Genomic DNA, 26,076 nt, shown 5'->3' on the forward strand with positions numbered 1-26,076 from the left:
AACCGCACCGGCAGAACCGCTGATTCATGTTGCGGTTCTGCCGGTGCGCGATGCATGACATTGTAGTTGACTGTACGGATCAGTCGGCGCGGTAGTTGGGCGCTTCCTTGGTGATCTGTACGTCGTGCACGTGGGACTCGCGCACGCCCGCGGAGGTGATCTCCACGAATTCGGTCTTGGTGCGCATGTCGTCGATGGTGGCGCAGCCGCAGTAGCCCATCGAGGCGCGGATGCCGCCGACCAGTTGGTAAATGATGGCCAGCACGCTGCCCTTGTAGGGGACACGGCCTTCGATGCCTTCGGGAACCAGCTTGTCGGCGTTGTTGGACGGATCCTGGAAGTAACGGTCGGCGGAGCCGTCCGTCATGGCGCCCAGGCTGCCCATGCCGCGGTAGGACTTGTACGAACGGCCCTGGAACAGCACGACTTCGCCCGGCGCTTCTTCGGTGCCGGCGAACATGCCGCCCATCATGCAGGCGAAAGCGCCGGCCGCCAGGGCCTTGGCAACGTCGCCCGAATAACGGATACCGCCGTCGGCGATCAGGGGCACGCCCGTGCCTTCCAGCGCCTTGGCGACTTCGGAGATGGCGTGGATCTGCGGCACGCCGACGCCCGCGACGATGCGGGTGGTGCAGATGGAGCCCGGGCCGATACCGACCTTGACGCCGTCGGCGCCGTACTCGACCAGCGCGCGCGCGGCGGCGGCGGTGGCGATGTTGCCGCCGATGACTTCAACCTTGGGGTAGTTCTGCTTGACCCAGCGCACGCCTTCCAGCACGCCCTTGGAATGGCCGTGGGCGGTGTCGACGATCAGGACGTCGACGCCAGCCGCAACCAGCTTTTCCACGCGTTCTTCGGTGCCGGCGCCCACGCCCACAGCCGCGCCCACGCGCAGTTGGCCCTGGGCGTCCTTGCTGGCCATCGGGTGTTCGGTGTTCTTGACGATGTCCTTGACGGTGGCCAGGCCACGCAGTTCAAAGCCGTCGTTGACGATCAGCACGCGCTCCAGGCGGTGCTTGTGCATCAGGGACTGCGCCTCTTCCAGCGTGGCGCCTTCCTTCATGGTGACCAGGCGTTCCTGCGGCGTCATGATGTTGCGCAGGGGCTGGTCCAGGTTTTCTTCGAAGCGCAGGTCGCGGTTGGTGACGATGCCGACCAGCTTGCGTCCTTCGACCACCGGCAGGCCCGAGATGCCATGCTGGCGCTGCAACGCGATAGCGTCGCGCACCTTCATTTGCGGGGTGACCGTGACCGGATCGATCACGATGCCGAATTCATGGCGCTTGACGCGGGCGACCTCGCGGGCCTGGGCTTCAGCCGACAGATTCTTGTGGATGATCCCGATGCCACCCTCTTGCGCCATGGCGATGGCCAGGCGCGATTCGGTCACGGTGTCCATGGCGGCGGACACGAGCGGGATGTTCAGGGTGATGTTGCGAGTGAGGCGCGTAGCCAGGGAAGTGTCGCGAGGCAGGACCTCGGAATACGCAGGCACCAGCAACACATCGTCGAAGGTGAGCGCTTTTTGTACGAGACGCATGGGTAACTCCGGGCGCAAAGCAAGATTATACGCCGCTTGCGTGTTTTGCCTAGGTGTTGACCCTAGGATTTTTTTGTAGCTCTATACATATCAATGACTTACAGGCGGAGCCCATTGCCCATCCCCCGCCGATATGTAACAAATTGGCCACAAGCCACGTCAACGCTACGGCAGACCTGACAGGCAATCTCCATGACGAGTTGCTGGAATCGCGGCACAAGTGCGCAAGAACACTCCGTCACAGGGTCGGGTCGTGTTTGGGGGACGGATTTCCGAGCCCGAGGCCATGCGCTGCCCGACGGTATACTCCGCACACTCATTAGCCCGAATGCTGGTGATTGGCCCTTTGGCGCCCTCTTCTCGTCTTACAAAAAAATCATGGAATCGACGAAGCAGTATCCAAAAATTCTTAGCTTGGAAGGTCTGCGCGGGGTCGCCGCGTTGGCCGTCGTACTTTCTCATCTGGCACTCCAGTTCTTCCCCCACGCTGCGGTAGGAGGAAACCATCCGATCCATTCCAGCATCGACTCCTGGCTCTACAACAGCCCACTCCGGGTCTTGTACGCTGGATTCTTCGCGGTCTGTATTTTCTTCGTGATGAGCGGTTATGTGCTCTCCAGAAAGTTCCTGAGGACGCACGACAACAGGATCCTCATAGACGCGACTGCAAAGCGCTACTTCCGCCTCGCAATTCCGGTCCTCACATCATGCATCTTCATGGTAGTCACGGCCTCGCTTGTCCAATCCATGGAAGGGTTGGGTTCAAGGTTGTGGGGCGCTAGTGGAGAAGCCTTGTATGGCGCGTTCTTCTTTGGCAGCAACAGCTACAACGCCGTCATCTGGACGATGCAGGTCGAATTCTTGGGATCGATGATCCTGTTTGCCTTTTTGTTCGTGTTCGGACGCTTCGGTTATGCACCATTGGCTGCGGTGGTCTTATGTTCGGGAATGATGTACCTGAATCAACTGACAGGCTACTTCTTTGCCATGTTCATTATTGGCATCTACGTCGATAAGCTCACGTTCCTGATTCGTCATTGGACATTGAGCGTCCCCGTCTTCTTGTTTGGCCTATATTTGGGCGCTTACGATGGTCCGTCGAACGCCTATCGCCAAGTTGCCATTTTCGCGAATATCCTGCAATTTGATCACGGCATAAAGCTCAATTGGCCTGTTCTGTTCCCCGGTCTGGGAGCAATTTTGGTAGTTGCCGCAACGCTCGCAGCCGGCCCGGTGAACTCATTCTTTTCATCCCGCGTACCGGTTTGGCTTGGAAAGGTGTCCTTCTCGCTGTATCTGACCCACACCGTCGTGCTGCTGGTGCTTGCCGCACCTGTCGCAAAGCTGTTGGCCAGCCTGGGCAGCGTACAGGCAGCGCTCATTGCCTGTGCGGTAAGCGTCGTTGCCTCTCTTGGTGTATCAGTCCTTTTTTATCGAGCGGTCGACAAACCTTCGGTCACTTTCGCCAATTGGTTCGGACGGTTTGTAGTTTCGAGATTTGGCGAACGGGTTCAGTCTCCCTCCTTGATTGGGAAGGCGCCACTTTAGAACTCGGACGAGGCGCCGATCACCACCCGCACAAGACGGCAGGGCAGGTGTACCGGAAGCAAGCCAACAGCCTAGGGGCGCAGCACGATTTCGTGGGCGTCCCTGTCGATGATCAGAGGATCCCTGCAGCGGCGAACAGAGTGATGCAGTACCGCCCGATGGTTCCGTAACGGGCACCTGCCGGCGCATTCACCCCCTGCCCCACGTAGGGGCTGCTCCCGCCGGTACCGCCCTGTTTTTCAGGCGCGCCCCAAAGCAAACGGCGCTCGTTCCATATACAACCTATCGATTATCGGATCGCCACTCGTCCACGAGGGCCCCGCGCCCCGGTAGCTCGGACCTCGCATCCCCTTTTACTTCTACAATCGACCGCTTTCTTCAATTTGGGTCAGTCGAGGGACTGTTGCTCATGTCCCCACCACATCCGGAAATAGGAATTTCGCTTAGAGCGAACCGACAAACATGTCATTACCTCAGCACCAAGCAGGATACCGCCCCGACATCGACGGTCTGCGCGCGATCGCGGTACTTGCCGTTGTCGTTTTTCATCTGAACAAAAGCTGGCTTCCTGGCGGTTTTGTCGGTGTTGACGTCTTCTTTGTTATCTCCGGATTTCTGATCACTGGCATCCTCACCCGAAACATCACGGGTGGCACGTTCTCCTTTTCCGGCTTCTACCTGGCTCGTGCCCGCCGGATACTACCTGCATCGTTCTTCTGTATCTTTGTCACACTCACCATCGGCGCCATCTTCATGCTGCCCAGGGACGTCAAAGATCTGGGAGCCTCGGCTGCCGCCAGCGTGATATCCGCAGGGAACATCTACTTCTGGAAGTTCCTGGACACCAGTTATTTCGCCGCATCGTCGGAAACCGTTCCGCTGTTGCACCTGTGGTCGCTCGCCGTTGAAGAGCAGTTTTATCTGTTCTGGCCATTAATTCTGCTCGTAGCCTTCAAGTCGTCCCCCCCTTTCATTCGGCTTCTATCAGCGCTCATCGTAGGTGCGGCCAGCTTCTATATTGGTCAGAGGTACCTAGCTTCAGATCCATCGTTCTCCTATTACATGCTGCCAGCACGCGCGGGGGAACTGATGATGGGAGCCGCGGCATATTGGCTGGCTACTCGAACAACAAAACTCCATCCGGCAAATGCCGAGTTGCTCGCCCTGACCGGTTTCGCACTCATCGTCTGGTCAGTAGTAAGCCTGAGTGAAGCGGCAGGATTTCCCGGCTATGCAGCGATCCCGCCCACCTTCGGCGCCGCGATGCTTATCCTTGCTGGCTCCACGCGCAAGAGCATGGTAGGACGATTGCTATCCATGGCGCCTATGGTCGCCATCGGACGGGTTTCCTTCTCGTTGTATCTTTGGCACTGGCCGATCATGGCCTTCTATCGATATGCCTATGGAGAACCGACAACGGCAGGCTATCTCGCCTGCGCAACCGCCATGGCAATCATGACGCTGATTTCGTACTTCGGCGTTGAAAAACCTTTTCGGATCGCCAGCCCCAAGCCTAATGTCCAATCTGCACTGAAGTTCGCTACGGTGAGTGCCACGCTGGCAGGTATTGCTATGGCTACCGCCTTCACCAGCGGGCTGCCCTTCTTCAAACCAACTGGCTACGGCGCAGAATTGGCCAAATTGGACGGCACCACCAAACCGGCAAGTGAGTATCCATTCAATTGCCAGATGGGCGGTTTCGACGAACGGATGTTGACCGACGCCCGGTGCATCATAGGAGCCAAGAATGCGGCAGCGAAAACTCTGCTCTGGGGCGACTCCCATGCCGCACATTACGTTGGCTTTTTCAAAACGATTGGCGAGCATACAGGAGTCGCGCTCAGAAATATCTCCCTCTCAGGCTGCATGCCACTCTTCGGCACATCCTCGCAGTATGCGCCGGTCACCATCCGTGAAACTTGCGCCAAGTTCAACGAAGCAATGGAAACCGAGGTGACTAAGTACGACACCGTGATTGTGGGAAGCGCCTGGGCTGGCTTCGATCGGGACAATTCTCGGAGAGACATCGCCAACACAATCGAGGAATTGAGCAAGAAGGTTCCGCGCGTCGTGATCGCACTATCGGCACCGCTGTTTCTCCAGTACGACCGCCAGTGCGACAGGAAGGCGCTGATGATCCCCGGGATGCACTGCGAGGAAAAACGCTCGCAGCGCGACGGCCCGGAACGGAACATCAATGCATACTTGGTGGAATTGGCCTCGAAGTTCCCAAATGTCGAAACCTTCGATATTCACAATCTTCTATGCGATGGCGCCATGTGCAGGGCCGAAGTCAAGGGCCAGCCGGCCTACTTCGATGCCGGGCATATAAGCATGACAGGCTCCGAGAGTTTGGCGGAAGAGGCCATCGCGCAGAACCATACGCCGACATTCATGTTGCCGGCCAGCGGATCTGCCCTGCGGCCCTGATCTACAAATTGACAAGAGCCGCTTGAACAACCGCAGCGAGTGGCGCCCCGCCACACGGTCACGTGTTGGCCATTCCCCCTGGAGCCCCATCCTTGTATGGTGTAGGTGCCTCTTCCACGGTTGGGAACGGTCGGTCCAGCATCGTCGGTTGGCTCAGGCGGCTGCTCGCTGGTTGCGTGATCGCAATGGAAGCCCGGTGGCTATCAAGAGCTTTTAAGCCGGGCTGGCCCATGAACGTGGGTTTACGGTTTATGTTTTAAACCCTACGCGCGTCCATCACTATGCGATCTCGCTGGGCAATCGAGGCAAGACCGACCGCCTGGATGCCGAGGTGACCGCCCAATACGTCGCGCAGCGTCATACGACCTTGCATCGCTATGAGCCGATCTCGGCAGAGCTACAACAGGTTCGAGCGCCTCAAGCGCTTAGATCGACGGTGGTACGCGTAGGGACTTCGCTAAGGTTGTCGGCGCAGCGACATGGTTGCGTAAGCTGTCATCAGAAGACGGCCTTGGCCAGTCTGAGTTCGTGGGCGCAACAGCTAGAACGGGAGCTGATCGCCAAGGTCAAGGTCCAGAGCGAGTGGACCAAGACATACGGTCTACTAACCGGAATCTGCGACATTGGGCCGATCAATGACGCTGCCCTGACAACCTTGTTCAACCGCGTTCACTTCACGAGCAGTGACGCTGCGGTGGCCTTCTGTGGGCTGGTTCCCAGGCCAAACGAGTCTGGCAGAAAGGTCGGTAGGCAACGCCTGAGCAAACAGGGTGACAAGGCCGCCAGGACCTTGCTGCACAACGCGGCCAGTTCGGCGGCTCGCACGGTTTACTTCAAGGATTACTACGCCATGCTCAGTACTCGAGGACTAGCCTCGAGGGCAGCCTTGGTGGTGATCGCACGCAAATTGTTGCGCATCGCCTACGGAGTCTGGCGCACTGGCCAAGCCTTCGATCCTGGAAGGTCGAGCCTCAGAAAAGCTTGACCCGCACCATAGAATCTCGTTCATTGACATTTAATTTTATCCGGATAATAATTGGTTTTAAATTTTACCCGGATAAAATTAACATGTTCCTCCACGCCTCCGCCAACACTTACACCGTCTTCGACAATTCGCGCATTCTCACATCAGGCGCACTCGGCTCCGTGGCCCTGACCGTCAAACGGATAACGGCTGTGCGCGCCGATGCCACAGTCCTCGTCTTTGACGACCGGTCGGGCAAACAGGTAGATCTCGATCTGCGAGGTAGTGACGCTGACATCATCGAGCGCCATCAACCGACTCCCAAGATCCCAATTACACGAGCCGTAGCGGAAATGGAAGCCGGCGACACCCAATCGCGCGGCCGAGGCCGGCCCAAGCTGGGTGTGGTAGCGCGCGAAGTGACTCTGTTGCCGCGCCACTGGGACTGGCTGGGCGCGCAGCCCGGCGGCGCCTCGGTGGCCTTGCGCAAGCTGGTGGAACAGGCGCGGCGCGACAACGAGGCGCGGGACCGCCGCCGCGAGCGCCAGGAGGCCGCCTACCAGTTCATGTCCAGCATGGGCGGCAACCTGCCCGGCTTCGAGGAAGCGACGCGGGCGCTGTATGCCGACGACCGCGAGCGCTTTGAGCGACAGATCGCTGCGTGGCCTGAGGATGTGCGCGGCTACGCCACGCAATTGGCGTGGGACACCTCCGGCGAAGCCACGGCGGAGTAGTCCAGACCGGGGGCCCAGGAAGTGGTCCGCGCGCCTGGCCGGCCCGTTCGCCCTGGACTCCTTGCTCGAAAACGCGCTGACGCGGCACGCCGAACGAACGAGTCCGGCTGCCGCGGCTCGTCACCGCAGCATCGGCCACAACGTCAGCGCCAGCAGCGTTCCCATGCCGATGTTGAACCACTTCAGCCTTCCAGGCTGCGCCAGGAATCCGCGCAGCGCCACGCCGAAGCCCGCCCACAGCGAAACGCTGGGCACGTTCACCACCGCGAACACCAGGCACATCCACGCCAGCGACGCCCAGGGCGCCGCGGCATCCACATAGACCGCCACCGAGGCCAGCGCCACGACCCAGGCCTTGGGATTGATCCATTGGAACAAGGCCGACTCCATGAACGTGAGCGGCCTGGCGGACGCCTGCCCCGCACCCATGGAACGCGACAAGGCGATGCGCCATGCCAGGTACAGCAGATAGACCGCGCCCCCTACCTTCAGGCCCGCCGACAGGGCCGGCCAGGCGTGGAACAACGCGCCCAGGCCCAGACCTACCCCGAGCAGCAACGAAGTGAAGCCAACCGTGATGCCCAGCACCTGAGGCAGCGTCCGGCCGAAGCCGAAGTTCGCGCCCGAGGTCATCAGCATGACGTTGCTAGGCCCTGGCGATAGCGAGGTCACGAAGGCGAATACCGTCAGGGCAAGCAGATTTTCAAAAGACAAGACAAGGCTCCGGCAAGACGCGGCGCACGCTTGCGCCAGCGGTCAGACAGCGCCATTGTGAGTCCGGGCGGGCCTTATTAATATTGGCGGTTTTGACATCTTTGATAGCGTTCTTGCCATGAAGATCCAGATCCTGGCCCTGGAGGGCGTGTTCGATACCGGCCTGTCGGCCATCCTGGACGTGTTCACCACGGCCAACGAGCTGGCGCCGCTGCTGCCCGAACCGGTCCAGCCGTTCGACGCGCGGATCGTCGGCATGCGCCGCAAGGTGCGTACCGCACAGGGATTCGGCGTGCCCGTCTCGGGCAGCCCGGACCCGTCGGACCCGGACTGGCTCGTGATCCCGGCCATTGCCTGCAAGATGCCCGAAACCCTGCTGCCCGCGCTGGACCGCGCCGACGTGCGCGACGCCGGCCGCATGCTGCGGCAGCGCTCGCCCGGCGCGAACACCGCCGCAGCCTGCATCGGCACCTTCGTCCTGGCGGAATCCGGCCTGCTGGACGGCCACAAGGCCACCACCACCTGGTGGCTGGCCCCGCTGTTCAGGCAACGCTATCCGGCGGTGGACCTGGAGGACGAACGCATGCTGGTGCGTTCGTCGTCGCTGCTGACCGCAGGCGCGGCGCTCAGCCACATGGACATGGCGCTGTGGCTGGTGCGCCAGGCCAGTCCGGAGCTGGCCGCGCTGGTGGCGCGCTATCTGATCGTGGACCAGCGGCCCTCGCAGTCGGCCTATGTCATTACCGATCACCTGACGCATGCCGAGCCGCTGGTACAGGCCTTCGAGCGCTGGGCCCGCGCGCATCTTGCGCAGGGATTCTCGCTGGACGCCGCGGCGCAGGCGCTGGGCGCCAGCAAGCGCACGCTGGCGCGCCGCATGCAGGAGGTCCTGGGCAAGAGCCCGCTGTCGTTCTTCCAGGACCTGCGCGTGGAGCGCGCGGCCCATTTGCTGAAGACCAGCAACCAATCGCTGGAGCAGATCGCGGCGCAAGTCGGCTATGCCGACGGCGTCACGCTGCGCAACCTGCTGCGCCGGCGCCTGGGCCACGGCGTGCGCCAGATGCGCTGAAACCCGCGCCGCGATGCGGGCGGTGGGCGCTTGCCGCGATATGCGTTTTAATCGGATGTAAGAGGCAGGCGCGCCTTTCGCGCCCGCGCATTTCCACACGGTGCATCATGGCCATCGCAAAGAACTTCCTGCTCTACGACGGAGACTGCCCTTTCTGCTCGAACTACGTGCGGATGCTGCAACTGCAAAAGGCCGTCGGTCCCATCGATCTGCTGAACATGCGCGACCACCCAGACCTGGCGGTGGCCTACAAGGCGCAAGGCTACGATCTGAACCAGGGCATGCTGCTGCACCTGGACGGGCAGGACTACTGGGGCGCGGACTGCATCAACCGCCTGGCGCTGATCAGCACCGGCAACGACCTGTTCAACAGCGTCAACGCGGCCGTGTTCCGCAACCCCTGCCTGTCGACGGCGCTCTACCCCTTCATGCGCACCGGCCGCAGCCTGGCGCTGACGCTATTGGGCAAGAAGAAGATGCAGATGTAGCTGCGCCAGCCGCTGAGCCAACGCAGGAACGGTATCTGATTAAATACGGCGCGCCACGCTACGCGGCGCCGACGGCTCTCGCCAAAGGCGCTTCGGCCTTTTCCGTGTGCACGCCCGCATCGGAGCGGCGCCACCCCGAAGCCGGGTCGCGCTTGTCGTAGAGATAATCCCAATCCGTGCCGCACACCGCACAGGTGTACGCCTCGTGCTGCACGCCGCGTTGCTGCTGCCCCGTCGATCGCACCACGCCCAGGCTGATCAGGCTGTCATGACCAGGCGCGTCGCGCCGGTCCCTGACGATAGCCTCGCATTTTTCGCACGCCCCCATGCCTCTTCCCCTTTCAATATCCTTTCATCGGATATTACGAAGGGAAAAACGATTAAAGCTCAGCAATTCTCACCAGTTCGAGGCCGGCCGGCGCTGGAATTCAGCCGACCCCGGCGCTGGCGTCAGACCAACGTCACCTTGCCCGTTGCCAGGCTGTACACGCCGCCCACCACTCCCAACTTTTTCTGCTGCACCATCTCTTGCAACAGCGGCTGCGCAGTCTTCAGGCGTTCAACCGCAAGGCGCACATTGGCCTGCACGGCAGCCGACATCAGATCCCTTGCGCCCGACTTGCTCGCCATCTCGACAGCGGGCTTGATCGCGTTCACCAGCGCGGGCAGATGGCCAGGGAATTCCGTCTTGTCCTGCCACGCCTTCACCGTCGCATCGACCGCGCCGCAGTTGTCATGGCCCAGTACCAGGATGAGCGGCGCCCGCAGGACCAGCGTGCCGTACTCCAGGCTGGCCAGGCCGTCTTCGTTCACGAAGTTGCCGGCCACGCGCACAATGAAGAGGTCGCCCGGCCCTTGGTCGAAAGCCAGTTCCGGCGCCACCCGCGAGTCCGAACAGCCCAGGATGGCGGCGATGGGCTTTTGCTTCACGGCGCGAGCGGCGCGTCCCGCGGAATAGTCCCGCATGTTCGGCTTGTTGGCGGCGTAGCGGGCATTGCCGGCCATCAGGCGTTTCAGGGCCTCGTCAGGGCCGATATCGTTTGACGGCACGGCGGCTTGGGCATCGCCCAGCCAGCCTGAAGCGCCGGCCGCGGCGATCGCTGCGGCGCCGAACAGCAGGCGGCGGCGGTTGAATTGCGGGGAATGGGCGAAAGAGGAACAGTCGCACATGAGGCTCTCCTGAAAGAAGAACATCTGGGAAACCAGCGCAGGACCATTGTGCTGCCGCGGCCACTACAAATGCTCAAACATTGCGCTGCCACAATCAAAAAAAGCGCCGTAGCCGCAGCTTGAGAAACACGGATGAGGGGCGTAATGTGGAAAAGCGGCATATGCCGCGTCACCTGCTTGATAGGTACGCACCATGACGCCCAACACTCCCCACCCCAATCCCTCCCACACCGCGCCAGACACGCATGCCGACAAGGAACGCGCCCGCGCGGATCAACAGCATGAGGAAGCCCGGCGCAAGGCCCTGGTCGGCTCGCAGCACAAGGAAAACGTCCGCAGCGTCGCCGCACCGCGCTACCACGGGCACCGCGGCGGATGAGGCTTGTGCCGGCTAGATTCCGTAACGTCTTGGAAAAACATCAAACTGAAATAAGCGCCTGAAAGTTGGACCATCTTGCGTTGGACTTTGGACGGGACCAAAAGGATGAGTCTTGGTCCGGATGCCCTGCCCTGAATGGTTTTCAACGACAAAGGATGCTTATCGTGATTCCGATCAGAAAGACAGCCGCCGCCTGTGCCCTGGGTTTGGGCATGATGGTGGCGGCAGCCGGCCAGACCGCCATGGCGCAAGGCCAGGCCGACGCTCCCGCGCCCCTGGCCACCGGCCTGACCGATTCCGGCAGCGCGGAAGGCCAGGTCATCGAAGCGGTGCGCAGCGGTGACATCCTGTCCATCAAGATCCGGTTCAAGCCCATCGTCGACGGCAAGACGGAAATGATCTACTCGCAGATCAGCAAGGACGACTACGCCAACAGCTTCTACGTCATCGCCGGCAACAAGAAGCACCTGCTGCTGAAAGACAGCAGCGACAAGCCGCTGACCAATCCCAAGCTGCTCATCCGCACGTCCAAGGACACCCCCATGGCCGGTTCCTGGCAGGGCAAGTTCCCTGCCCCGCCCAAGGAAATCAAGGAGGTTTCGCTGACCATCCCGGGCGTGGAGACCTTCGACGCCATCAAGATCACCGACCGCTGACCATGGCCGCCGCCACGCGCGCGCCGACTCTCCTGGCCGCGGCGCTGCTCGCCGCCGCCAGCGGCTCCTGGGCGCAGGAGCCTCCCTATAAGGCCGAGATCCTGGATCTGCAGGCCACCATCCTGGACCTGAAGGGATTGCCTGCCGATGCCAGCGGCGGCATATCGGACCTGAACGCGCAGATAGACGGACTGGCCGCGCGCCACGACGGCCTGTCGGTGCGGCAAGACAAGAACGCCGTGACCGTCGCCATGCTGGGCGATGTGCTGTTCGATTTCGACAAGACCGCCATACGCCCCGCCGCCGAACCCACGTTGCGGGACATCGCCAGCCTGATCAAATCCAGTTCGGCCGGCACCGTCGGCATCGAAGGCCACACCGACTCCAAGGGTTCGGCCTCGTACAACAAGGATCTGTCATTGCGCCGCGCGCAGGCGGTGGCGCAATGGTTGGCAAGCCATGGCGTGGACAAGTCGCGGCTGACGGTCAAAGGACTGGGCGATACCCAGCCGATCCAGTCGAACCGGCTGGCCAACGGTTCGGACAATCCGCAAGGACGGGCGCAGAACCGGCGGGTGGAGTTCGTGCTGCCCAAGCGCTGAGCAAGTCCTGCGTGGGGCCGGCAGCGGCCTCAGCCGGCCGGCATTCGCGAGGAGTCCGCAGCCGTCAGTGCCACGTCCATGCTGACCAGCACCGGCGCATTGCGCGGCAGCTCGCGCACGCCAATGACCGAGCGCGAATGCTCGCCCTGGCGGCCGAAGATCGCGACCAGCAGTTCCGATCCCGTATCGGCAATGGCGGATAGCCGCGTGCTGGCGCGCTCGCCCACCTGGAAGAAGTAGTTGACGCGCAATACCTGTTCCACCGCATCCAGGCTGCCCTGCGCGTGGTGGGCCACCCACGACAGCGCATGCAGCACGCACAGGCGCACGGCCTCGCGCGCCGCTGCTTCGCCGACCTGCTCACCCACCGCGCCTTGAACCAGCAACTGGTCCGCGCTGAGCTTCGGAATCTGCCCCGCGACGTACACCGTGCTGCCGTGGCGCAGCGCAGGCAGATAGGCATAGTGCGTAGGCGTAGGCTGCGGCAAGGCCAGGTCCAGGGCTTGCAAGCGCGCATCGGCTCCGGTCAGGATGCTCATCACAAACTGCCGGGCAGGAAGTTGACTTGTTTGGCCAGCGTCGCCCAGCGCTTGTTTTCGGCCGCGACGAAATCGGTAAAGGCCTGGGCCGAGCCGCCCTTGGTGCTTACCCCTTGCTCCTTCAGGCGCGAGGCCACTTCGGGCGACTGCAAGGCCCGGTTGAAGTCCTCGTTGAGTTTCTTGACGACTGCCTCGGGTGTACCAGCCGGAGCGACGATGCCCTGCCACGAAGTGATGTCCATATCCACCAGGCCGACTTCCTTGTAGCTGGGAATGTCCGGCGCCGTATCTATCCGTTCAGACGAAGTGACCGCCAGGGCCCGCAGCTTGCCGGCCTGGACGTGCGGCAGCAAGGTGATCACCGGATCCAGGATCAGACTGATGTGTCCGCCAAGCAGATCGTTGATGGCGGGTGCGCTGCCCTTGTAGGGGATGTGCGCCATGCGGATGCCCGCCCGCTGCTTGAACAGTTCGCCGGCCAGAAAGGTCGAGCTGGACGCGGAACCGAAAGTCAGCGTGTCCGGCTTGTCCTTGGCATAGGCGATGAACTCCTTCATCGTCTCGGCGGGCACGGCGTTGCCGGTGGCGATGATGTAGGGTTGGTCGGCCAACAGGATCACGGGCGCGAAGTCCCGCGTGGCGGAGTACGGCAGGCTGCTGTACTGCAGTTCATTGATCGACATGATCGGCAGGTTGGCCAACAGCAGCGTGTAGCCGTCCGCCGGCGCGCGGGCCACGAACTCGGCCCCGATGATGCCGCTGGCGCCGGGCTTGTTCACCACCAGCACGGGCTGCTTGACGTCCTGGCCCAGCTTTTGCGCGACAGTGCGCACGACCAGATCGGCCACGCCGCCCGGCGGGAACGGCACGACGATCTGTATGCTTTTGTTGGGAAAGTCCTGCGCGCTGGCGTTGCAGACGGCGCCCAGCGCCAGCGTGGCGCACGCAAGGATGCGAATGGCGTTCTTCATGTAAGTGCTCCGAGGTTGCGACCGTTCAGGGCTTGCGGGTAGTAGTGGCTTGCGGGCCGAAGCTTGCATCGAAAAAGCGCATCCAGTTGCCGCCCATCAATAGCGCCACCTCGTCCGCTGAAAACCCCGTGGCGCGCAAGCCCTGTTCGATGTTCTTGAAATCCCGGCTGTCCTGGAACCAGCCGGGCTGCGGCGGAAACCCCGGCTGCGCGGCCGAGCCTTCGCCGTAGTCGATGTTCTTGGTATAGCGGCCCGTGCGCATCCACTGGACCACCGAGTCCGGCTGGTCCTGGCACAGGTCCGAGCCCAGGCCCAGGTGCTCCACCCCCACCAGATCCGCGGTGCGCGCCACCATGGCGCAGAAGTCGTCCAAGGTACAGGCCGATTTGTTCTTGAGGTGATGCGGATACAGCGAAAAGCCGAACATGCCGCCCGCGCCAGCCAGCGCCTTGAGCACCGTGTCCGACTTGTTGCGCAGCGCCTGCGCCCATGAATGCGGATTGGCGTGACTGATGGTGATGGGCCGCTCGGACAGTTCTATCGCCTCCAGCGTGGAACGTTCGCCCGAATGGCTCATGTCGATGACCAGCCCGACCCGGTTCATTTCCTTGATCACTTCGCGCCCCATGCGGGTGACGCCGCTGTCGACCGCTTCATAACAGCCCGCAGCCAGCAAGGACTGGTTGTTATAGGTCAGTTGCATGAAGCGCACGCCCAGCGTGTGCACCACCTCGACCAGGCCGATGTCGTCTTCGATGGGCGACGGGTTCTGCAGCCCGAAAATGATCGCGGTGCGGCCGGTCTCCCGGGCGCGCCTGACGTCGTCGCCACTGCGCGCCTGCACGATCAGGTCGGGATAGCGCTCGAACCACCGGTTCCAGCGTTCGATGTTGTGGATCATCTCCCGCAGGTTCTCGTGGTACGCGATGGTGACGTGGACCGCGTCCACGCCGCCTTCGCGCAGTTGGCGGAATATCTTTTCGGACCAGTTGCTGTACTGCAGTCCGTCGACGCGTAAGGCGCTTGCGCTCATTGCTTGCTTCCTTGAATGGCAGTGAGCGGTACTGTAGATTTCCGGCCAGAATTCAGTCAAACTAAAATAACTTCGTTCTATTTAATATTTTCTTAAATATGAAACTCGAGCATCTGCGCATGTTCATGGCCGTGGTCGATGCTGGCGAACTGGCGCAGGCCGGTGACCGCGTCGGCCGTACGCCGGCGGCGCTTTCCATGACCTTGAAGCAGCTGGAGTCGGAGCTGGGCGGCCCCTTGTTCGAAGGCGAACGCAAGATCCGCTTGTCTCCCCTGGGCCTTTATGTCCGCGCGCAGGCGCAGCGGGCCATTGCGGAATTCGACTCGGCCGTGGCCCACATGGTCCGCTATGCCAGCGGCGCGCTGGGAACGGCCAAGGTGGCCGCCGTGCCCTCGGCGTCCATCCGGCTATTGCCGCAGGTCATCGGTTCGATGCGCAAGCAGTATCCACAGGTACGTGTGGACTTGCGCGACATAGACTCGGCCGCGGTGGGCAAGGCGGTGGCCGATGGCGAGGTCGATTTCGGCATTGCCACGCTGCCGGCGCCCCTACCCGGCATCGTGACCGAGCCCCTGTTCGAAGACCGTTTCGTGCTGGTGTGTCCGGCCGGGCACCGCCTGACGAAGCTGCGGCGCGAGGCGCGCTGGCGCGATATCGACGCCGCGGAGTTCATTGCGAACGGCCTGTGCGCCCGGTTCGACTCCCCGGAAGTGGCCGCGTTGGTGGACGCCTCGCTGCTGACCGTGCGCAACACCACATCCTTGCTGACCTTTGTCGAACAGGGCTTCGGCGTCACCATCCTGCCCGCCCTGGCGGTGACGGCAAGCGCAAAATTGGCGATCGTGCCCCTGGTCGACCAAAGCGCCGTCCGCAGCCTGGAAGTACTGACCCGCGGCGGCGAAACGCTCAGCCCGGCCGCTCAAGCGCTATTGGGACTCACGCGCAGCATGGCTGCCGAGCTGGCACTGGCCTGGTCATGATTTTTTCGGGACATCGATGAAATTCGACATCTACGGCAGGTTTCAGCTCGACATCCAGCGCGAGGGCGCGGTGTGGACGGCGTACCGTTCGGACGCCGGCAAACGCGTACGGGCTGCGGACATTGCCATTCCTGCCGATGTGCCCGCGGACGGGCTGGCCGAATATCTGGATGACATCTATCACGAGTTGTCCGGTCCGGGCGACCGGATTGAGCGTATCGGCTAGGGCAGCCGGACTACTCCTCTTCACCGTAGCCGAAAGGCCAACGGCGCTTGTTCGGCTCGGGCGCGGGTTGCTGACTGTGCATGACGGGCTCCTGAGGTTCGATGGACGAATACTACCGGCATCCGCCAAATCGAACTGCAAAGGTTCGCAAAGATCGCGGCAATCATGCCGCAAGAGCCCCATCCGTGTTTCTAACACAAGGTGGACGCAACCCGCATCGGGGCTAGAACGTATGCCATTTCCCGGACCGGCGCGTAGGATTGAAGCCGTACGGGAGAGCGCCATGCCAGATTCCAGCTGGATTTGCGGCAGCGAGCCGCCGGGTCGCCAGGGATTCTTCGAGACGGAATTCAATACTGGCCAGACCGAAGTCACGATGTACTCCGTATTGGGCTGGATGCCGCCAGCGCATCGCGGCTACGTGGTCCGGTGGCGCTCGCTGGAACCAGCGGTGGAACAGGCGGAGATCGAACGCTATCTGTATTACCGGCGCGAGGGACGCGGGCATTCTTGACGCCCCAGGCTGGCCGCTTCTCTCCCGTTAATGCTCGCAAAGCCCGCGAATGCCGACGCGGGCTTTTTCTTTGTCCGGCGCGGCGTACAGGCGCCACCGCCGCAAGCCCTTGAAATAACTACCAGTTATGAAATTCCCTGATGAAAACCCCATCAGGGAATTTACTTATGCTCTTTAATTATTTGCAAAGCGCATACTTGCCGGGCAAGAATTCGTCCTTGGCATAAATCAAACCAGATGGAACTTCGTCAACTCGAGGCCTTCGCGGCCGTCATGTCCACGGGCAGCGTCACTGCTGCCGGCCGGCTGTTGGGACGCTCCCAGCCGGCGATCAGCCGGTTGTTGCAGGAACTGGAAGCCGAGATCGGCTATCCCTTGTTTGCGCGCAGCGGCCCGCGCGTGACGCCCACCGAGCAGGGCTTCCTGCTGTATGACGACGTCGAGCGCGCGTTGGCGGGCATGCAGCAGATCCGCAGCCGCGCCGATGAAATCGCGCGCGGCCAGGCCCAGCCGCTGCTGATGGCCGCCACTTCCGCCTTGGCGGCGGGCCTGGTGCCCGACGCGCTCAAGCGCATCGAGGACCGGGTCGGCGCCGCGCGCATCCAGTTGCGCAGCGCCTCGCCCGAGCGCGTGGTGCACGCCGTGCTATCCGGCGCCGCGCAACTGGGCGCGACCAGCCTGCCGCTGGAGCATCGCGGCCTGACGGTGCACTGGATCGGGCAAGCGCCCTGTGTGGTCGCGCTGCCGGAAAACGATCCGCTGGCGCAACAAGCCGTGGTGCCAGTCGCCGCACTGGCCGGGCGCCGCATGATCACGATGGCCAATCCCTATCGCCTGCGCCGCCGCCTGGATGCCGCGCTGGCGCAGAACGCCCAGACGCTGGGCACCATGGAAACCAACTCGTCCGTCAACGCCCTGGCCGCCGTGCGCGCCGGGCTGGGCGTGTCGGTGCTGGAACCGATCACCGCCTACGGCGCCCCCATGCCGGGCGTGGCGATCCGTCCCATCGACCTGGACATACCCTTTTTCTTCGGGGTCATCACCCCGCAGTCGCAAACGCTGACGCCGGCCTGCCAGGCCATGGCGGACGCGCTCGCCCAAGCCGCCGCGGCCCTGCTGCCCGGCTTCGCCCTGCACGACGCCGCCGAGCATTCGGCCCTGCTGCAGTCGATCTATGGCGACGACGCCCCTCTTACGGAATCCCCTGCTATATGAATCAGCCTGTAGCCACCCCGCCGCAAGGCCTAACCGCGCTGGAAGCGCGCCTGCGGCAAGACCTGTCCTGGCTGGAAATCCCCGCCAAGAACTGGGTCACGCCCCGCCTCGTCGACGGCCAGCCGGTGCTGGACGTGGCCATCATCGGCGGCGGCATGGCCGGCCTGGCCGCGGCCGCCTCGCTCAAGCACCTGGGCATCAATGCCCCGATCTTCGATCAGGCGCCCGAAGGCTACGAAGGTCCCTGGGCCACCACCGCCCGCATGGAAACCCTGCGTTCGCCCAAGCAGCTGACCGGCCCCGCGCTGGGCCTGCCGGCGCTGACCTTCCGCGCCTGGTTCGAGGCGCAGTTCGGCTCCGAAGCCTGGGAAGCGCTGGACAAGATCCCGCGCCTGCAATGGATGGACTACCTGCGCTGGTACCGCCGCGCACTGGACCTGGACCTGAAGAACGAACACCGCATCCTGGCCGTGCTGCCGCGCGCCGACCAACTGGTGCAGCTGGACATCGAATCCCCCGCCGGACGCAGCACGGTGCTGGCGCGCCGCGTGGTGCTGGCCACCGGCCGCGACGGCCTGGGCGGCGCCTATGTGCCTGATTTTGCAAAGAAGCTGCCGCGCAACCGCTGGGCGCATTCGTCCGACGTGATGGACTACAACACCCTGGCCGGCAAGCGCGTGGGCGTGGTAGGTGCCGGCGCGTCGGCCATGGACAGCGCGGCCACCGCGCTGGAAGCCGGCGCCGCCAGCGTGGACCTGCTGATCCGCCGCAACGACATTCCGCGCATCAACAAGGGCAAGGGTGCGGGCAATCCGGGCCTGACCCATGGGCACCTGACCCTGCCCGACGAATGGAAGTGGAAGATCCGCCACTACATCAACGCCGCCCAGGTGCCGCCGCCCCGCGGCAGCACGCTGCGCGTCTCGCGCCACCCCAACGCCCGCTTCAACCTGGGCTGCGGCGTGCAGGACCTGGCGCTGGTCGGCGACGAGATCCACGTCACCACGCCCAAGGGCGTGTTCGTGCTGGACTTCCTGATCTTCTCCACGGGTTTCCGCATCGATTGGACCGTGCGTCCGGAGTTCGCCGCGCTGGCGCCGCACGTGCGCGCCTGGGGCGACCGCTACGTGCCGCCGGCTGGCGAAGAAGACCAGGAACTGCACGACTCGCCCGACCTGGGCGCGGTATTCGAATTGCAGGAAAAGACCCCGGGCGCCTGTCCCGGCCTGGACCGCGTGCATTGCTTCTCCTACCCCGCCGCGCTGACGCAAGGCACGATCTCGGGCGACATCCCGGCCATCAGCGAAGGCGCCAAGCGCCTGGCGCAAGGCATCGCCGGCCTGTTCTATCGCGAGGACGTGGAGACGCACTACGCCAATATGGAAGCGTTCTGCGAGCCGGAAGTGTTCGGCGATGAATGGACGCCGGCCCCGGCCCCGCAAGCGGAGACCGCGCAATGACGGGCTGGTTGCTGCGCCGCATCGCGCAAGCCGCGGTGGTGGTCTTCCTGATGACGCTGATCGTCTTCGTGGGCCTGCACGCCATCGGCAATCCGGTGGACATCCTAATTGGCCAGGACGTGGACCAGGTGGACCGCGCCCGCATCATTGCCGAACTCGGCCTGGACAAGCCGCTGTGGGAACAGTACCTGGCGTTCCTGAACGGCGCCCTGCACGGCAATCTGGGCAATAGCTTCGTCTACAACATCCCGGCCGTGGAACTGGTGATCCAGCGCCTGCCGGCGACTTTCGAACTGGCCATCGCCGCGATGATGCTGGCCGTGGTGGTGGGCCTGCCGCTGGGCCTGTACGCCGGCCTGTATCCGGACAGCCGCTTCGCCAAGATGATCATGGCGGGCAGCATCGTCGGCTTCTCGCTGCCGACGTTCTGGATCGCGCTGATGCTGATCATGACCTTCAGCGTGTCGCTGGGCTGGCTGCCGGCCAGCGGCCGCGGCGAGACGGTGGAATTTCTGGGCTTCCAATGGTCCTGGCTGACGGCCGACGGCTGGCGCCATCTGATCCTGCCGGCGTTCAACCTGTCGCTGTTCAAGATCTCGCTGGTGATCCGCCTGACCCGCGCCGGCGTGCGCGACGTGCTGCCGCTGGACTTCGTGAAGTTCGCGCGCGCCAAGGGCCTGTCGCCCATGCGCGTGGTCTGTGTGCACGTGTTGCGCAACACCATGATCCCGCTGGTAACGGTGCTGGGCCTGGAGCTGGGCTCCACCATCGCCTTCGCCGTGGTCACGGAAAGCATCTTCGCCTGGCCCGGCGCCGGCAAGCTGATCCTGGACAGCCTGAACGCACTGGACCGCCCCGTCATCGTGGCCTACCTGATCGTGGTGGTGTGCCTGTTCGTGACCCTGAACCTGCTCGTGGACATTCTTTATAAAGTGCTGGACCCGCGGGTGCGGCTGGAGGCCTCGGCATGAGCGCCGTATCGACAAACCCCACTCCCGCGCTGCGCCGCGAATCGCCGTGGCGGCGCAACCTGGCCGAGTTCATGTCGTCCAAGACGGCAGTACTGGGCCTGACCGTTGCCACGCTGCTGATCCTGGCCGCCATCCTGGCGCCCTGGATCGCGCCGCAGAATCCCTATGACCTGCTGCAGATCGACGTGCTGGACGCGCGCCTGCCGCCGGGCAGCATGAACGGCCTGGACACCTTCCACTACTGGCTGGGCACCGACGGCCAGGGCCGCGACCTGCTCTCGGGCATTCTGTACGGCCTGCGCATCAGCCTGATGGTGGGCGTGGGCTCGGCCGTCATCGCCGGCATCGTCGGCACGCTGCTGGGCCTGCTTGCGGCCTACGCCGGCGGCAAGGTCGACGCGCTGATCATGCGCCTGGTCGACCTGATCCTGTCGTTCCCGTCCATCCTCGTGGCCATGATGATCCTGGCCTACCTGGGCAAGGGCGTGGGCAACGTGGTGCTGACGCTGGTGATCCTGGAATGGGCCTATTACGCCCGCACCGCGCGCGGCCAGGCCCTGGTCGAGCGCCGCCGCGAATACGTGGAAGCCGCCCGCTGCCTGGACATCCCCAACTGGCGCATCATGTTGAAGCACATCCTGCCCAACTGCCTGCCGCCGCTGATCGTCATCGGCACCTTGCAGATTGCGCGCGCCATCACGCTGGAAGCCACCCTGAGCTTCCTGGGCCTGGGCGTGCCCGTGACCGAACCGTCGCTGGGGCTGCTGATCTCCAACGGCTTCCAGACCATGCTGTCCGGCGAATACTGGATCAGCTTCTATCCTGGCATCGCGCTGTTGGTCACCATCGTGGCGATCAACCTGGTGGGCGACCGCCTGCGCGACGTGTTGAACCCGAGGACCCACAAATGAGCGCCGACCGCCATACTGCCGGCGCGCCGACGCTGGAGGTGCGCAACCTGCGCACCCACTTCCACACCCGCGCGGGCGTGCTGCCCGCCGTGGACGATGTGTCCTTCACGCTCGAACGTGGCAAGATCCTGGGCCTGGTCGGCGAGTCCGGCTCGGGCAAGTCCGTCACGGGCTTCTCAATCATGGGCCTGGTCGATGCCCCCGGCCGCATCGTCGGCGGCGAAGTGCTGTTCCAGGGCCGCGACCTGACCAAGCTTGCGCCGCGCGAGCTGCGCAAGCTGCAGGGCAACCGCATCGCCATGATCTTCCAGGATCCGATGATGACGCTGAACCCCGTGCTGCGGGTCGATGCGCAAATGATCGAGACCGTGCGCGCCCACAACAAGATGAGCGTGGCCCAGGCCCGCGCCCTGTCGCGCGACACCCTGGGCATGATGGGCATCCCCAGCCCCGAAGAGCGGCTGCTGGCCTATCCGCATCAGCTGTCCGGCGGCATGCGCCAGCGCGTGGCGATTGCGATTGCCATGCTGCACCGGCCCGACCTGATCATCGCCGACGAACCCACCACCGCGCTGGACGTCACCATCCAGGCGCAGATCCTGTCCGAAGTGCAGAAGCTCGCGCAACAGCACGGCACCAGCCTGATCTGGATCACCCATGACCTGTCGGTGGTGGCCGGCCTGGCCGACGACGTGGCGGTCATGTACGCCGGCCGCATCGTCGAGCACGGCACCGTCGACGACGTGCTGGACCGTCCGCAGCACCCCTACACCGTGGGCCTGATCGACAGCCTGCCCAGCAACAACCGGCGCGGCCAACGCCTGCGCCAGATTCCCGGCATGACGCCCAACCTGCTCAACCTGCCCGCGGGCTGTGCCTTCGCGGCGCGCTGCTCGCGCGCCACCGCCGCCTGCGGCCGGCAGCCCGGCATCACCCAGGCCCTGCCCGAACACAAAGTGCGCTGCTTCCATCCCACGATCCAGACCAGCGAGGTAATGGCATGAGCGCGACCGCCCCTACCCCGCTGATTGATCTCAGCCAAGTCAGCAAGCGTTTCGGCGAACGCCCCACAGGCCCCGCGACGCGCGCCATGCAGCGCCTGGGCCTGTCCAAGCCGCCCGCCGTGACCCGCGCCGTCGACAACGTCGACCTGATCGTCAACCCCGGCGAAGTGGTCGGCCTGGTCGGCGAGTCCGGCTGCGGCAAGTCCACGCTGGGCCGCATCGCCGCGGGCCTCTTGACGCCGTCCGGCGGCGAGATCCGCATCAACGGCGTGCGCCCGGCCGACATGAACTCGGCCCAGGCCCATGCGGCGCGTCTGCAAGTGCAGATGATCTTCCAGGACCCCTACGCCAGCCTCAACCCGCGCCTGCGCGTGGACGAGATCGTGGGCGAAGCGGCCCGCATCCACGGCCTGGTCGGCAACGGCGACTTCGACGACTACGTCAGCGCCCAGCTGGAACGCGCCGGCCTGGACCCCGCGCTGCGCCAGCGCTATCCGCACCAGTTCAGCGGCGGCCAGCGCCAGCGCATCGGCATCGCCCGCGCCCTGGCCGTGCAGCCCACCATGCTGGTGTGCGATGAAGCGGTGGCCGCGCTGGACGTGTCGATCCAGGCGCAGATCCTCAACCTGTTCATGGACCTGCGCGAAGACCTAGGCTTGACCTATCTCTTCATCAGCCATGACCTGGGCGTGGTCGAGCACCTGTCCGACCGCGTCGTGATCATGTACCTGGGCCGCGTGGTGGAAACGGCCACGGTGGAAGAAGTCTTCCGCCATCCCAACCACCCGTACACGCAGGCCCTGCTGGCCGAGATCCCCAGCCTGAAGTCGCGCCACAAGACCTTTACCGCGATCAAGGGCGAGATCCCCAGCCCGCTGAATCCGCCGGGAGGCTGCCATTTCCATCCGCGCTGCCCGCATGCGATGCCGCGCTGCAAGACCGAGGTTCCCACTTTGAAGGGAATCGCTATCAACCACCTGAGCGCCTGTCACCTGAACGACATGGCGTGACCACCGCCGCCGCGCCGCGGCGCCCGAACCAACCGCCAGTTCCCCCTATACCAAGGACTCCGAACATGAAACGCCTGATTCTCACCACCCTGACCGCCGCCATCCTCGGCGCTTCCGCCGCCGCCAGCGCCGACGACCTGTCCATCGGCTTCGCCGACCCGCTGTCGTCCCTGGACCCGCAGCTGAACAACCACGCCGGCGACCGCTCGGTGGCCCTGCACTTCTGGGACCTGCTGATCGAGAACAAGTGGAACAAGCTGCAGCCCGGCCTGGCCGTCAGCTGGAAGCCGCTGGACGACAAGACCTGGGAATTCAAGCTGCGCGAAGGCGTCAAGTGGCAGGACGGCACGCCCTTCACCGCCGATGACCTGATCTACTCCTACACCCGCGCGCGCGCCGTGCCGGGCAGCGTGGCCACCTACGCCGGCTATCTGCGCACCATCGACACCATGACCGCCAAGGATCCGCTGACGCTCATCGTCAAGACCAAGGCCCCCAACCCCGACCTGCCGCTGAACCTGGCGTCGGTGCACGTGGTCAGCAAGCACGTCGGTGAAAAGTCCACCACCGAGGACTACAACTCGGGCAAGGCCATGGTCGGCACCGGCCCCTACAAGTTCGTGTCCTACACCCCCGGCGACCGCGTCATCATGGAACGCAACGACGCCTACTGGGGCGACAAGCAGATCTGGGACAAGGTCAACTACCGTTACATCAACAACGCCGCCGCCCGCACCGCCGCGCTGCTGGCGGGCGACGTGGACGTGATCGACAAGGTCTCGGTGTCCGACCTGGCCAAGCTGCAAAAGGCCGCCAACGTGTCGGTCTACCCCTACGACGGCCTGCGCGTCATGCTGCTGCAGCCCAGCTTCAACCCCGCGCCCAACCAGTACATCACCGACAACAACGGCAAGCCGCTGGACAAGAACCCGCTGCTGGACGTGCGCGTGCGCCAGGCCCTGAACCTGGCCATCAACCGCAAGGCCATCGCCGACCGCATCCTGCAAGGCGCGGCCACCGAAGCCAACCAGTGGATGCCCAAGGGCACCATCGGCTACAACCCCGACGTCAAGGACATCCCCAACGACGTCGCCCAAGCCAAGAAGCTGCTGGCCGAAGCCGGCTACCCGGACGGCTTCAAGCTGACCATGCACGTACCCAACGACCGCTACCCGCAAGGCCCGGAAACCGCCCAGGCCGTGGCGCAGTTCTGGACCCGCGCCGGCGTCAAGACCCAGGTGGAAGTCGTGCCATGGGCCGTGTACTCGGGCCGCGCCAACAAGAACGAATTCGCGGTCAGCATGCTGGCCTGGGGCAACGGCACCGGCGAAGGCAGCTACGCGCTGGTCAACATCCTGGCCACCGCCGACGCCAAGAAGGGCCTGGGCGCGTCCAACTGGGGCCGCTACAGCAACCCCAAGGTCGACGCCGCGCTGGAGCAATCCACCTCGGAATTCGACGTGCCCAAGCGTGAAGCCATCCTGCGCGACTCCGTCAAGATCGTGTACGACGACGTCGGCATCATCCCGCTGTTCCACTACAAGAACATCTGGGCCACCAAGAAGGGCCTGAAGGTCACCCCCATGACCAGCGACCGCACGGCCGCCATGATGGTGACGAAAGAATCGGGCAAGTAAGCCATGACGCCCACCCTGACCATCACCCCGGCCGTCGACCTGATCGACGTGCCGCGCCAGATCCGGGTCGAACACGTCGCCCCCGGCCAGACGGTGGAGATCACCGCCCTGACCCGCCGCAACGGCGTGCTCTGGCAAAGCCAGGCCGCCTTCGTGGCGGGCGCCGACGGCACGGTCGACCTGGGCCGCGACGCGCCCGTGTCCGGCGACTACGCCGGCGTGGCGCCCATGGGCCTGGTCTGGTCGCAGTCCCCCGTGGACTCGTCCAGCCGCGAACACTTCAACCACCCGGTGACCGAGGCCCTGGTCACCGACGTGGTGGCGCGCGTCGCCGGCGCGCAGGCCCAGGCCAGCTTCACCCAGCGCCTGGCGGCTGACGGCGTCACGCGCCAGGACGTGCGCGAGGAAGGCCTGGTCGGCACGCTGTACCTGCCGCCCGGCCCCGGCCCGTTCCCCGCAGTCATGATCCTGAACGGCTCCGGCGGCGGCATCAACGAACCGCGCGCGGCGCTCTACGCATCGCGCGGCTATGCCGCCTTCGCGCTGGCCTACTTCAAAGCGCCGGGCCTGTCGGACTACATCTCCAACACCCCGTTGGAATACTTCCAGACCGGCCTGCGCTGGCTGCGCAAGAAGGTCCAGCCTAAGCACGACTTCGTCGCCATCAGCGGCCAGTCGCGCGGCGGCGAACTGGTGCTGCTGCTGGGCGCCACCTTCCCCGAGGAAGTCTCGGCCGTGGTCGCCTACGTGCCCGGCGCCGTGGTCCACAGCGGCCAGAACGCCTGCGACCCCAAGATCGGCCGCGAAGGCCCCACGTGGCTCTTGGGCGGCAAGCCCATCCCCCACGTCTGGGAAAACAACCGCACCGCCACCTGGGCGCCGTTCGACGAAGGCCCCTCGCCGCACCGCCACGAGAAAGCCATCCTCACCGCCCTGCAAGACCCCGACGCCGTGGCCCGCGCCCGCATCAAGGTCGAAGACATCCAGGGCCCCGTCATGCTGCTGTCCGGCACCGACGACGGCTCCTGGCCGTCCAGCATCTATTCCAAGATGGTGCAGGACAAGCTGGCCGAGGTGAACCACCCCTATCCGGTCGAGTGGCTGGACTACGAGAACGGCGGGCACTCCATCCTGTTCCCCTACGTGCCCACCACCCAGCTCGTCTACGCCCACCCCGTGTCCGGCAAGATCAGCACCAGCGGCGGCAACCCCAAGGACAACGCCCGCGCCGACCAGGAATCCTGGGAAGGCGTGAAGCAGTTCCTGGACGCCGCTGTCGCAGCACGCGCCGCCAAGTAAAGCATCAAGGAG

Annotated in this window: 27 protein-coding genes and 1 pseudogene; 21 read left to right on the plus strand and 7 right to left on the minus strand. The window is 64.0% G+C overall.

Annotation, left to right across the window (positions count from 1 at the left end; genetic code table 11):
- Positions 1–79 precede the first annotated feature (79 nt).
- On the minus strand, positions 80–1,540 hold the full coding sequence (guaB, locus tag AC1RHV_RS05720) for an IMP dehydrogenase (protein ID WP_054456333.1): 1,461 nt from the start codon (positions 1,538–1,540) through the stop codon (positions 80–82).
- Between the two features lie 378 nt (positions 1,541–1,918).
- On the opposite strand from guaB, the gene AC1RHV_RS05725 reads away from it, so the two are divergent.
- From AC1RHV_RS05725 to AC1RHV_RS05745, 5 genes and pseudogenes are all read left to right on the plus strand, one after another.
- The gene (locus AC1RHV_RS05725) at positions 1,919–3,088 is read left to right on the plus strand and encodes an acyltransferase family protein (RefSeq protein WP_054456332.1); all 1,170 of its coding nucleotides are present in this window, start codon (positions 1,919–1,921) and stop codon (positions 3,086–3,088) included.
- Positions 3,089–3,550: 462 nt separating this feature from the next.
- A complete protein-coding gene (locus AC1RHV_RS05730) occupies positions 3,551–5,518 on the plus strand; it encodes an acyltransferase family protein (protein WP_492300024.1) in 1,968 nt (655 codons plus the stop codon).
- A 223-nt stretch (positions 5,519–5,741) separates the two neighbouring features.
- Positions 5,742–5,906, plus strand: a pseudogene (locus AC1RHV_RS05735) (IS110 family transposase); the annotation flags it as partial.
- Positions 5,907–6,029: 123 nt separating this feature from the next.
- Complete coding sequence (locus AC1RHV_RS05740) at positions 6,030–6,503, plus strand: transposase (protein ID WP_492300026.1); 474 nt, start codon at positions 6,030–6,032, stop codon at positions 6,501–6,503.
- Positions 6,504–6,586: 83 nt separating this feature from the next.
- Entirely contained in the window at positions 6,587–7,216 is a 630-nt protein-coding gene (locus tag AC1RHV_RS05745) for a DUF2239 family protein (RefSeq protein WP_054456330.1), read from the plus strand.
- Positions 7,217–7,336: 120 nt separating this feature from the next.
- Here AC1RHV_RS05745 and AC1RHV_RS05750 read toward each other — a convergent pair whose 3' ends face one another.
- Positions 7,337–7,930, minus strand: coding sequence for a LysE family translocator (locus tag AC1RHV_RS05750; RefSeq protein ID WP_306653332.1), 594 nt, complete (start codon positions 7,928–7,930; stop codon positions 7,337–7,339).
- Between the two features lie 118 nt (positions 7,931–8,048).
- Between AC1RHV_RS05750 and AC1RHV_RS05755 the strand changes: the two genes are divergently transcribed.
- Together AC1RHV_RS05755 and AC1RHV_RS05760 are read left to right on the plus strand one after the other, a co-directional pair.
- Positions 8,049–8,999, plus strand: coding sequence for a GlxA family transcriptional regulator (locus AC1RHV_RS05755; protein ID WP_306653331.1), 951 nt, complete (start codon positions 8,049–8,051; stop codon positions 8,997–8,999).
- A 107-nt stretch (positions 9,000–9,106) separates the two neighbouring features.
- A complete protein-coding gene (locus tag AC1RHV_RS05760; protein WP_013394373.1) occupies positions 9,107–9,487 on the plus strand; it encodes a DCC1-like thiol-disulfide oxidoreductase family protein in 381 nt (126 codons plus the stop codon).
- 58 nt (positions 9,488–9,545) lie between these two features.
- On the opposite strand, the gene AC1RHV_RS05765 is transcribed toward AC1RHV_RS05760, so the two are convergent.
- Both AC1RHV_RS05765 and AC1RHV_RS05770 read right to left on the minus strand, forming a co-directional pair.
- Positions 9,546–9,815, minus strand: coding sequence for a hypothetical protein (locus AC1RHV_RS05765; RefSeq protein WP_119451341.1), 270 nt, complete (start codon positions 9,813–9,815; stop codon positions 9,546–9,548).
- Positions 9,816–9,937: 122 nt separating this feature from the next.
- Positions 9,938–10,657, minus strand: a complete 720-nt coding sequence (locus AC1RHV_RS05770; RefSeq protein WP_492300029.1) for a carbonic anhydrase — start codon at positions 10,655–10,657, stop codon at positions 9,938–9,940.
- A gap of 193 nt (positions 10,658–10,850) precedes the next feature.
- On the opposite strand from AC1RHV_RS05770, the gene AC1RHV_RS05775 reads away from it, so the two are divergent.
- The 3 genes from AC1RHV_RS05775 (at position 10,851) to AC1RHV_RS05785 (ending at position 12,294) form a co-directional block, all read left to right on the plus strand.
- Positions 10,851–11,036 (plus strand): hypothetical protein, encoded by a 186-nt coding sequence (locus AC1RHV_RS05775; RefSeq protein WP_054456325.1) that lies wholly within the window; start codon positions 10,851–10,853, stop codon positions 11,034–11,036.
- A gap of 155 nt (positions 11,037–11,191) precedes the next feature.
- Positions 11,192–11,692 carry a hypothetical protein gene (locus tag AC1RHV_RS05780; RefSeq protein WP_225588745.1) on the plus strand — a complete coding sequence of 167 codons (501 nt, stop codon included), beginning with the start codon at positions 11,192–11,194 and terminating at the stop codon, positions 11,690–11,692.
- 2 nt (positions 11,693–11,694) lie between these two features.
- Positions 11,695–12,294, plus strand: a complete 600-nt coding sequence (locus AC1RHV_RS05785) for an OmpA family protein (protein WP_119451338.1) — start codon at positions 11,695–11,697, stop codon at positions 12,292–12,294.
- A 29-nt stretch (positions 12,295–12,323) separates the two neighbouring features.
- Here the strand turns inward: AC1RHV_RS05785 and AC1RHV_RS05790 are convergent, their stop codons facing one another.
- From AC1RHV_RS05790 to AC1RHV_RS05800, 3 genes are read right to left on the minus strand one after another with little or no spacing between them, the layout of a single operon-like run.
- Positions 12,324–12,833, minus strand: coding sequence for a RidA family protein (locus tag AC1RHV_RS05790; RefSeq protein ID WP_492300031.1), 510 nt, complete (start codon positions 12,831–12,833; stop codon positions 12,324–12,326).
- Positions 12,833–13,804, minus strand: coding sequence for a Bug family tripartite tricarboxylate transporter substrate binding protein (locus AC1RHV_RS05795; protein ID WP_492300033.1), 972 nt, complete (start codon positions 13,802–13,804; stop codon positions 12,833–12,835). Before AC1RHV_RS05795 ends, AC1RHV_RS05790 begins: the two co-directional genes overlap by 1 nt.
- A 25-nt stretch (positions 13,805–13,829) precedes the next feature.
- Positions 13,830–14,837, minus strand: coding sequence for a membrane dipeptidase (locus tag AC1RHV_RS05800; RefSeq protein WP_492300035.1), 1,008 nt, complete (start codon positions 14,835–14,837; stop codon positions 13,830–13,832).
- A 98-nt stretch (positions 14,838–14,935) separates the two neighbouring features.
- Here AC1RHV_RS05800 and AC1RHV_RS05805 point away from each other — a divergent pair, with 98 nt between their 5' ends.
- From AC1RHV_RS05805 to AC1RHV_RS05855, 11 genes are all read left to right on the plus strand, one after another.
- Complete coding sequence (locus AC1RHV_RS05805; RefSeq protein WP_492300037.1) at positions 14,936–15,817, plus strand: LysR family transcriptional regulator; 882 nt, start codon at positions 14,936–14,938, stop codon at positions 15,815–15,817.
- Positions 15,818–15,833: 16 nt separating this feature from the next.
- On the plus strand, positions 15,834–16,043 hold the full coding sequence (locus AC1RHV_RS05810; RefSeq protein WP_119451334.1) for a DUF7661 family protein: 210 nt from the start codon (positions 15,834–15,836) through the stop codon (positions 16,041–16,043).
- A 283-nt stretch (positions 16,044–16,326) separates the two neighbouring features.
- Positions 16,327–16,557 (plus strand): hypothetical protein, encoded by a 231-nt coding sequence (locus AC1RHV_RS05815; RefSeq protein ID WP_054456318.1) that lies wholly within the window; start codon positions 16,327–16,329, stop codon positions 16,555–16,557.
- Positions 16,558–16,794: 237 nt separating this feature from the next.
- A complete protein-coding gene (locus AC1RHV_RS05820; protein ID WP_054456317.1) occupies positions 16,795–17,772 on the plus strand; it encodes a LysR family transcriptional regulator in 978 nt (325 codons plus the stop codon).
- Positions 17,769–19,232 (plus strand): flavin-containing monooxygenase, encoded by a 1,464-nt coding sequence (locus AC1RHV_RS05825; RefSeq protein ID WP_175161497.1) that lies wholly within the window; start codon positions 17,769–17,771, stop codon positions 19,230–19,232. Before AC1RHV_RS05820 ends, AC1RHV_RS05825 begins: the two co-directional genes overlap by 4 nt.
- Complete coding sequence (locus tag AC1RHV_RS05830; RefSeq protein WP_492300040.1) at positions 19,229–20,203, plus strand: ABC transporter permease; 975 nt, start codon at positions 19,229–19,231, stop codon at positions 20,201–20,203. Before AC1RHV_RS05825 ends, AC1RHV_RS05830 begins: the two co-directional genes overlap by 4 nt.
- Complete coding sequence (locus tag AC1RHV_RS05835; RefSeq protein WP_042793948.1) at positions 20,200–21,114, plus strand: ABC transporter permease; 915 nt, start codon at positions 20,200–20,202, stop codon at positions 21,112–21,114. The genes AC1RHV_RS05830 and AC1RHV_RS05835 overlap by 4 nt, the downstream gene beginning before the upstream one ends.
- A complete protein-coding gene (locus AC1RHV_RS05840; RefSeq protein WP_492300042.1) occupies positions 21,111–22,118 on the plus strand; it encodes an ABC transporter ATP-binding protein in 1,008 nt (335 codons plus the stop codon). The genes AC1RHV_RS05835 and AC1RHV_RS05840 overlap by 4 nt, the downstream gene beginning before the upstream one ends.
- Entirely contained in the window at positions 22,115–23,128 is a 1,014-nt protein-coding gene (locus AC1RHV_RS05845; RefSeq protein WP_054456312.1) for an ABC transporter ATP-binding protein, read from the plus strand. The genes AC1RHV_RS05840 and AC1RHV_RS05845 overlap by 4 nt, the downstream gene beginning before the upstream one ends.
- A gap of 65 nt (positions 23,129–23,193) precedes the next feature.
- Entirely contained in the window at positions 23,194–24,765 is a 1,572-nt protein-coding gene (locus AC1RHV_RS05850; protein WP_492300043.1) for an ABC transporter substrate-binding protein, read from the plus strand.
- A gap of 3 nt (positions 24,766–24,768) precedes the next feature.
- Positions 24,769–26,064 (plus strand): acyl-CoA thioesterase/bile acid-CoA:amino acid N-acyltransferase family protein, encoded by a 1,296-nt coding sequence (locus AC1RHV_RS05855; RefSeq protein ID WP_492300044.1) that lies wholly within the window; start codon positions 24,769–24,771, stop codon positions 26,062–26,064.
- Positions 26,065–26,076: the final 12 nt, after the last annotated feature.

The organism is Achromobacter sp. GW823-FHT04E03, assembly GCF_058796095.1.